This window comes from Mesorhizobium sp. M7A.F.Ca.CA.001.04.2.1 (assembly GCF_003998485.1).
GTDB classification, from domain to species: Bacteria; Pseudomonadota; Alphaproteobacteria; order Rhizobiales; family Rhizobiaceae; genus Mesorhizobium; species Mesorhizobium ciceri.
The window spans coordinates 23,368-31,087 of record NZ_RZQT01000073.1; the positions used below are offsets into that span (position 1 = coordinate 23,368).

3 protein-coding genes are annotated in these 7,720 nt (G+C 63.1%); 1 reads left to right on the plus strand and 2 read right to left on the minus strand.

The window, feature by feature from the left end; all coding sequences use genetic code 11:
• Positions 1–53: 53 nt before the first annotated feature.
• Positions 54–2,510: a penicillin-binding protein 1A gene (locus tag EN955_RS21915; RefSeq protein ID WP_013531366.1), complete on the minus strand. Its 2,457-nt coding sequence runs from the start codon at positions 2,508–2,510 to the stop codon at positions 54–56.
• Between the two features lie 213 nt (positions 2,511–2,723).
• Complete coding sequence (locus EN955_RS21920) at positions 2,724–3,986, minus strand: N-acetylmuramoyl-L-alanine amidase (RefSeq protein WP_024503888.1); 1,263 nt, start codon at positions 3,984–3,986, stop codon at positions 2,724–2,726.
• 653 nt (positions 3,987–4,639) lie between these two features.
• Between EN955_RS21920 and EN955_RS21925 the strand changes: the two genes are divergently transcribed.
• Positions 4,640–7,576, plus strand: coding sequence for a ribonuclease E/G (locus EN955_RS21925; protein ID WP_024503887.1), 2,937 nt, complete (start codon positions 4,640–4,642; stop codon positions 7,574–7,576).
• Positions 7,577–7,720: the final 144 nt, after the last annotated feature.

Sequence of the window (7,720 nt, forward strand, 5' to 3'; positions counted from 1 at the left end):
CTGTAAAGCAAAATGGGCCGGCCCAAGGCCAGCCCATCCGCCCCTGAAAATCGTCAGTAGAGGCCGCCGCCGCCGGACTGGATAGCCTGATTGGCTTGCGGCGACAGCGCGCCACCGGTGGCATTGGAGCCGTCCGCGCCCATGCCGATCACCCAATAGCTGTCGGCGGGACCGGTGCCCGGCTTGAAGGCTTCGATGATGGTGCCGGGATCGCCCGATGCGGCACGCATGCCGGTCTTGCGATTGATGGCGACCAGGTTCATGCCTTCGGGGACCTTGAAGTCGACATTGGGCGTGCCGTCCAGCGCCACTCGCATGAAGTCCTTGAAGATCGGGGCTGCGAGGCCGCCACCGGTGGCGCCATGGCCGAGGCCGCGCGGCGTGTCATAGCCCATGTAGAGGCCGACGACGAGGTTGGGCGTGTAACCGATGAACCAGGCGTCCTTTTCATCGTTGGTGGTTCCGGTCTTGCCGGCGATGTGACGGCCGAGTTCGCCGATGGTGGCGCCGGTGCCGCGCTGCACGACGCCTTCCATCATCGAGGTGATCTGGTAGGCGGTCATCGGGTCGAGCACCTGCTCGGAATTGTCGACCAGCTCCGGCTCCGGCTGGTTCTGCCATTCCTGCGCATTGCAACCCTGGCAGCCACGTTCGTCCTGCTTGAACACCGTCTTGCCGTAGCGGTCCTGGATGCGGTCGATGAGCGACGGTTTGATCGACTTGCCGCCATTGGCCATGATCGAATAGGCCGACACCATGCGCATCACGGTGGTTTCGCCGGAACCCAGCGCCATTGGCAGATAGGGTGCCAGATGGTCGTAGACACCGAAGCGCTCGGCATATTCGACCACCAGCTTCATCCCCATGTCATTGGCAAGCCGCACCGTCATCAGGTTGCGCGACTTCTCGATGCCGGAGCGCAGGGTCGCCGGACCGGCGACGGTGCCGTCATAGTTCTTCGGCGTCCAGCTCGTGTTGCCGCTCTGGATCGTGATCGGCCCGTCCATGATCACCGAGGCCGGCGTATAGCCATTGTCGAGCGCTGCCGAATAGACGATCGGCTTGAACGAGGAGCCCGGCTGGCGCATGGCTTGCGTGGCGCGGTTGAATTCGGACTGCGCATAGGAGAAGCCGCCGACCATGGCCAGCACGCGGCCGGTGTGCGGGTCCATGGCGATCAGGCCGCCTTCCACTTCGGGCACCTGGCGCAGGCTGTAAGTGCCCTCGGCACCATCGTTTTTCTGCACGAAGATGACGTCGCCCGGCTTCAGCACCTCCGCCGGCGACTTGGCCTTGACGGTCTTGCCGGCGACCACATGGCGCATGGCAAAACCCATGTCCTCCTTGCTGATGGTGCCTTCGACGCGCTCCTTGACGATCTCGCCCGACGCCTGCCGTGCGGGCTGCAGGCCGATCGACAGGCCGGTCGCCGAACTGTCGAGCACGACGGCGAGCGACCATTCGGGAACATCCTCCAGTCCCTTGACGGCGCCAAGCGGCACGCCCCAGTCGCCCGAGACATCGATCGATGTCACCGGCCCGCGATAGCCGCGCAGCGTGTCGTATTTCATCAACCCGTTCTGCATCGATTTGCGGGCAATGAGCTGGATCTTCGGATCGAGCGTGGTGCGGACGGAGAGGCCGCCTTCGTAGAGCGCATTCTCGCCGTAGCGGGCGATGATCTGGCGGCGCACCTCTTCGGTGAAGTACTCGCCGGCGAACAGATAGGTGCCGCTGCGCCGCGGCGTCACGCCCAGCGGCTCGGCCTTGGCCTTGTTGCCTTCCTCACGCGTGACATAGCCGTTCTCGACCATCTGATCGATGACCCAGTTGCGGCGCTCGATCGCGCGATCGGCATGCTTGAAAGGGTGATAGTTGTTCGGCCCCTTGGGCAGGGAGGCCAGGTAGGCGGCCTCGGCCACGGACAGTTCGTTGACCGACTTGTCGAAATAGGTCAGCGCCGCACCGGCGACGCCATAGGCGCCGAAGCCGAAGAAGATTTCGTTGAGGTAGAGCTCGAGAATGCGATCCTTGGGATAGGCCTGCTCGATGCGGAAGGCGAGGATCATCTCCTTGATCTTGCGCTCGTAGGTCTGGTCCGAGGACAACAGGAAGTTCTTCGCCACCTGCTGGGTGATCGTCGAAGCGCCGACCTGGCGCCGGCCCGAGCCGAAATTCTGCAGGTTGACGATGATGGCGCGGCCGAGGCCGGTCACATCGATGCCCGGGTGATTGTAGAAATTCTTGTCTTCCGCCGACAGGAAGGCCGCCTTGACGCGGTCCGGAATGGCCTGGATCGGCAGATACAGGCGCCGTTCGCGCGCATATTCGGCCATCAGCGCGCCGTCGGACGCATGGATGCGGGTGGTCACCGGCGGCTCGTATTTGGCCAGCACCTCGTAGTCGGGCAGATCCTTCGACAAATGGCCGATGTAGATCGCAACGCCCGCCGCGACCAGAAGGGCCAGCGTCGTGCCGATGCCGAAAAAATAGCCAATGAGACGAATCATACCCGCTCCAGTCCTTGGTTCGGGAATTTCCTAAACGAAGCCGCCTTTCACGCAAGCTTTCGAGCCGGTCCCAATCCGTAATCGAAAACCCTTGTCGCCGCCATGTGGACAAAATACGGCAATGCCTGATTTCACGGCTGCTGGCCGGAAATAAAAGCACTGGGTGTTGTCGTCGCGCAACGCCGCCTCTGGTTGCAGGCGTCGCCGGTCATGTCAACCTCCGGTTCCCGATCCGGCCTTGGCCGACGCGAACAGCGCGACGGCGTTGGTTATGCTCTGGGCTGCCTTGCCGCGCCAGTCGGCATTGAGCAACTGCGCCTCGTCCTTGGCGTTCGAGAGATAACCGAGTTCGACCAGCACCGACGGCACATCGGGTGCCTTGAGCACCTTGAAACCCGCGGAGCGCTGCGGATTGTTGATAAGACCGACGCTGGTCGACAACTGGCCAACCAGCGTGTGGGCGAAACTCATCGAGAAATTGTGTGTTTCGCGGCGGATCAGGTCGATCAGGATGTCGGTGACTTCCTTGTTGTCGTTCTTGATTTCCATGCCGGCGAACTGGTCGGAGAGGTTCTCACGGTCGGCAAGCGCCTGCGCCTCGGGGTCCGAAGCCTTGTCGGAGACGGTATAGACGGTGGCGCCGCGAATGCCCTTGACGCTGATCGTGTCGGCATGGATCGAAATAAGCAGGTCGGCCTCATGCTGACGGGCAATGCGCACGCGGTCGTCCAGACGCAGGAATTCGTCTGTGTCGCGCGTCATGAACACATCGTAATTGCCGACGGCCGCGAGTTTGTCGCGCAGCTCCGTGGCGAAGGCCAGCGTGACGTTTTTTTCGATGGTGCCGTTCAGGCCCTCGGCACCGCCGTCGATGCCGCCATGGCCGGGGTCGATGACGACGGTGAACCGATGGCCCGGATTGGAGACCGGCCCGGTGCCGACCCGCCCTCCCTTGTCGGTCGAAACGGTCGATCCGGTGGTCAGCGCCTGATTGGCAAGTGCGGCATCGAACTCGCGTTCGGATGCCGCCGACATGTCGATGGCAATGCGGTAGCCGGTTCCGTCCTCGTTCTTGAGCACGTCGAGCTTGTCGACGGCAAAGGGTCCCTTGCCGGTGAGGATCAGACGCGAAACGCCCTCGCCGAGTTCGCCCAGGCGCACGCCCTTGACCAGGCCCCGCGCCTTCAAATCCTTGGCATCCACGGCGAACCTCGTATTCGCGAGATCGATGACAAGACGGTTGGGACCACGCAGCAGGAACCATTTGATATCGGGTTCGCGGTCGAAATCCATGACGATGCGCATCTTGGTGGCATCGCCGGCCATCTTGTAGCCTTTTGCCACGAGCGGAGCGTCGGCGGCACTGGCATTTGAAGACAAGACGGATGAGGCCGCCAGCAGCAGCAAGAGGCAGAAAGCGGCCAGGATCCGGCCGCCGACACGACGTCCCTTGTCTGTGAAGTCCGCCAATCCCATCTCTCTTGCAGTCGCTCCCGGTTTGGCGCCCGGCGCCCGGTCGTTTCGTCGAATGCCGGTTAGGCCGCGAACTCGATTAACGATTGGTATCCAGAGAAGGTTAACCAAGCCTTTTCATGCAGGGCCGCAAGCCTGGCTTTACGCTACGGGACGGCTTTTTGCCGGCATCGGAAATCGGGGTTGCCTTCCACCCCGCCAAATCATAAAAGCGATGGTGGATCACTGCAATCCTGGAACCGCCCTCCTCCGCAGCTTCTTGCTACAGGGTCAGACGTAAAGGCGGCTCCTTTCGCTTCAGGCGAAAAGGGTTCAGGTGATCGCGACGAATTTCGCAGGCGTGCTCCCGTGGCGGGGGAATCGCCTGCGTGAGGAAAACGGCCGGGTTTGTTCCCGTGCCGGCTCTGTATGAGCAAACAAGCTGGTCCGGTTCGTCCGGGCTTTGGTTCAAAAGGTTCTGTTGGTGACGATGGCTTCAAGCGCAATCATGGAAAGGTCCGCATCAAACCGCGCCATTATGGCTGCGGGCGGCACCGCCATGGCGCTCAAGCGGCGGCCGACGGACGTTCAAATATCCGGCACCCACATTCCAGACACGCAGCAGCAGGCTTTGCCTCGCAAGCTGCGGCTGACGGCTGCCGGGGGGAAACGAAATAATGCCCAACAAAATGCTGATAGACGCCTCCCACCCGGAGGAAACACGCGTTGTCGTCATACGCGGTAACCGTATTGAAGAATTCGACTTTGAATCCCAGGACAAGAAGCAGCTCAAAGGAAACATCTACCTAGCCCGCGTAACGCGCGTAGAGCCCTCCCTTCAGGCAGCCTTTGTCGAATATGGCGGCAACCGTCACGGTTTTCTCGCCTTCAGTGAAATCCACCCCGATTACTACCAGATTCCGGTCGCCGATCGTCAGGCACTGCTGCGCGCGGAAGCGCAGGAGGCTGAGGACGAGGAGAACGAGGACGGCGACGGCGATGATCGCCAGAGCCGCGATCGCGGACGGCGCGGCCGCAGGCGCGGCGGCAAGCCCCGCGACCGGGGCGAGCACAAGCGCGATGCAGCCGATTCCGGCGAGGCGAGCGACGCTGCCGACGAGGCAGAAGAAGGTGCCGACGCTGGTGTCGAGGACATCTCGCACACGTCCGAGATCATCGAACATGCGGCTGATTCGTCCGAACATGCCGATGCGTCCGAGCATGGCGAGGATTCGGCCGAGCAGGACGAAGGCGAAATCCGCGAAGGCGGCCCGACGTCGATCGCCGCCTCGGTCGAGGCCGATGTGATTTCCGAAGCCGTCCCGCTGGCCGAACAAGGCAGCGAAGCGACCTCCGGCGACAATGATCGCGGCATGCTGGAAGAAGTGCAGTCCTCGCATCCGGACGATCACGAGGTCGAATCGGTCGGCGCCGAGGATGCGCTGGAAGAAGTGCGCAACCGCCGCAAGCCGGTGCGCCGCCAGTACAAGATCCAGGAAGTGATCAAGCGCCGGCAGATCCTCCTGGTGCAGGTCGTCAAGGAAGAGCGCGGCAACAAGGGCGCGGCGCTGACCACCTATCTGTCGCTGGCCGGCCGCTATTCGGTGCTGATGCCGAACACGGCGCGTGGCGGCGGCATTTCGCGCAAGATCACCAGCGCGGTCGACCGCAAGCGGCTCAAGGAGGTCGTCGCCGATCTCGAAGTGCCGCAGGGCATGGGCGTCATCCTGCGCACCGCCGGCGAGAGCCGCACCAAGGCAGAGATCAAGCGCGACTACGAATATCTGATGCGGCTTTGGGAAAATGTCCGCAATCTCACCTTGCAGTCCACGGCCCCTGCCCTGGTCTACGAGGAAGGCAGCCTGATCAAGCGCTCGGTGCGCGACCTCTACAACAAGGATATCGACGAGATTCTTGTCTCCGGCGAGGAAGGCTACCGCGAGGCCAAGGACTTCATGCGCATGCTGATGCCGAGCCACGCCAAGGTGGTTCAGCCGTTCCGCGACACGACGCCGATCTTCGTGCGCAACGGCATCGAGGCACAGCTCGACCGCATGCTGCAGCCGCAAGTGACGCTGAAGAGCGGCGGCTACATCATCATCAACCAGACCGAAGCGCTGGTTGCCATCGACGTGAATTCGGGCCGCTCCACCAAGGAGCACTCGATCGAGGACACCGCGCTCCACACCAATCTGGAAGCGGCCGAGGAAGTCGCGCGTCAGCTCAGGCTGCGCGATCTTGCCGGCCTGATCGTCATCGACTTCATCGACATGGAGGAGAACCGCAACAACCGCTCCGTCGAGAAGCGGCTGAAGGATCACCTCAAGAACGATCGTGCGCGCATCCAGGTCGGCCGTATCTCGCATTTCGGCCTGATGGAGATGTCACGCCAGCGCATCCGCGCCAGCGTGCTGGAATCGACCATGAAGCCTTGCCCGCATTGCGGCGGCACCGGCCATGTGCGCTCCGATTCGTCGGTCGCGCTGATGGTGGTGCGGGCGATCGAGGAATTCCTGCTCAAGGATTCGCGCAGCCACATCACGGTGCGGACGCCGGCGGCGACAGCACTCTACGTGCTCAACCACAAGCGCGGCACGCTGGTGGAGCTCGAAAGCCGCTTCGGGCTGACGATCACCGTCGAGGCCGACGATTCGGTGGGTTCGCAGCACTATGCGATCTTCCGCGGCGCGTTGGCTGAAAAGCCGGAAGGCTTTGTCGAGGCGCGCAGCTTCCCGGCCTATGTCGAGCCGGACGAGCCCGAGGATGAGATTGCCGTCATCGAGGAAGACGACGAGGCGCCGATCCAGGCAGAACAGCCACGCCAGCAGCCGCAGCAACAGCAGCCGCGGCCCGCTGCCGGTGGTGAGGAAGGCGAAGGCCGCGACCGCAAGCGCCGCAAGCGTCGGCGTCGGCGTGGCGGCAAGGATCGCGATCGCGAACATGGCGCCCCTGCGGACGGTGCTTCCGTCTCGGCTCCGGCCGGCGAGTTTTCGGACTCGGACTCGGCCGCCGGAGATGGCGACGCGGAAGCGGACGACAATGCCCCTGTTGGTGTTTCCGAAACTCCTGCCACAGCTGAAGCTTCGGACGAAGGCCAGGGCAAGAAGCGCCGGCGCGGCAAGCGCGGCGGCAAGCGCAACCGCCGCGAAGACGGTGAAGGCGAGGCTGAGGCAAGTGCTGGCGAAGCAGCCGACGCGTCCGAAGGCGAAGTCTCGGCAACCGAGGTGATCGCTAGCGAGCCGGTGGTTACCGCAGCGGCCGAAGAGCCGGTGGTGCTTGCTCCGGCCAATGACGACGCGCCGAGCACGGAGAAGCCGAAGAAGCCACGCCGTGCCGCCAAGCCGAAGAAGGCCGCAGCCGAAATCGTCGCCGAAGAGCCGGCTGCCGAGGCGGAAGCACCGGTCGAGACGCCGGCCACGGCGTCCGACGAAGCAGCGGCTGTCGAGAAGGCACCGAAGGCCCGCCCGTCGCGGCGCAAGCCGGCGGCGGTGAATGCGCCGGTCGAGCCGGTGGTGTCTTCGACCGTAGCGGAAGAACCCGCGGCCAAGGCCGAGGACAAGACCGACGACAAGCCGAAACGCGGCGGATGGTGGCAGCGGAAGGGCTTTTTCTAAGCCTTTCAGCCACCTGAGCTAGTTTGTTGACAAAAATCCCGCGCCGTCTCGAAGACGGTGCGGGATTTTCTTATCTGGCGCTATTCCGGATCGCGAAAGGCTAAAACGCTTCTTTGATTTTTATGCATGTCGTTGTCCCAAAAC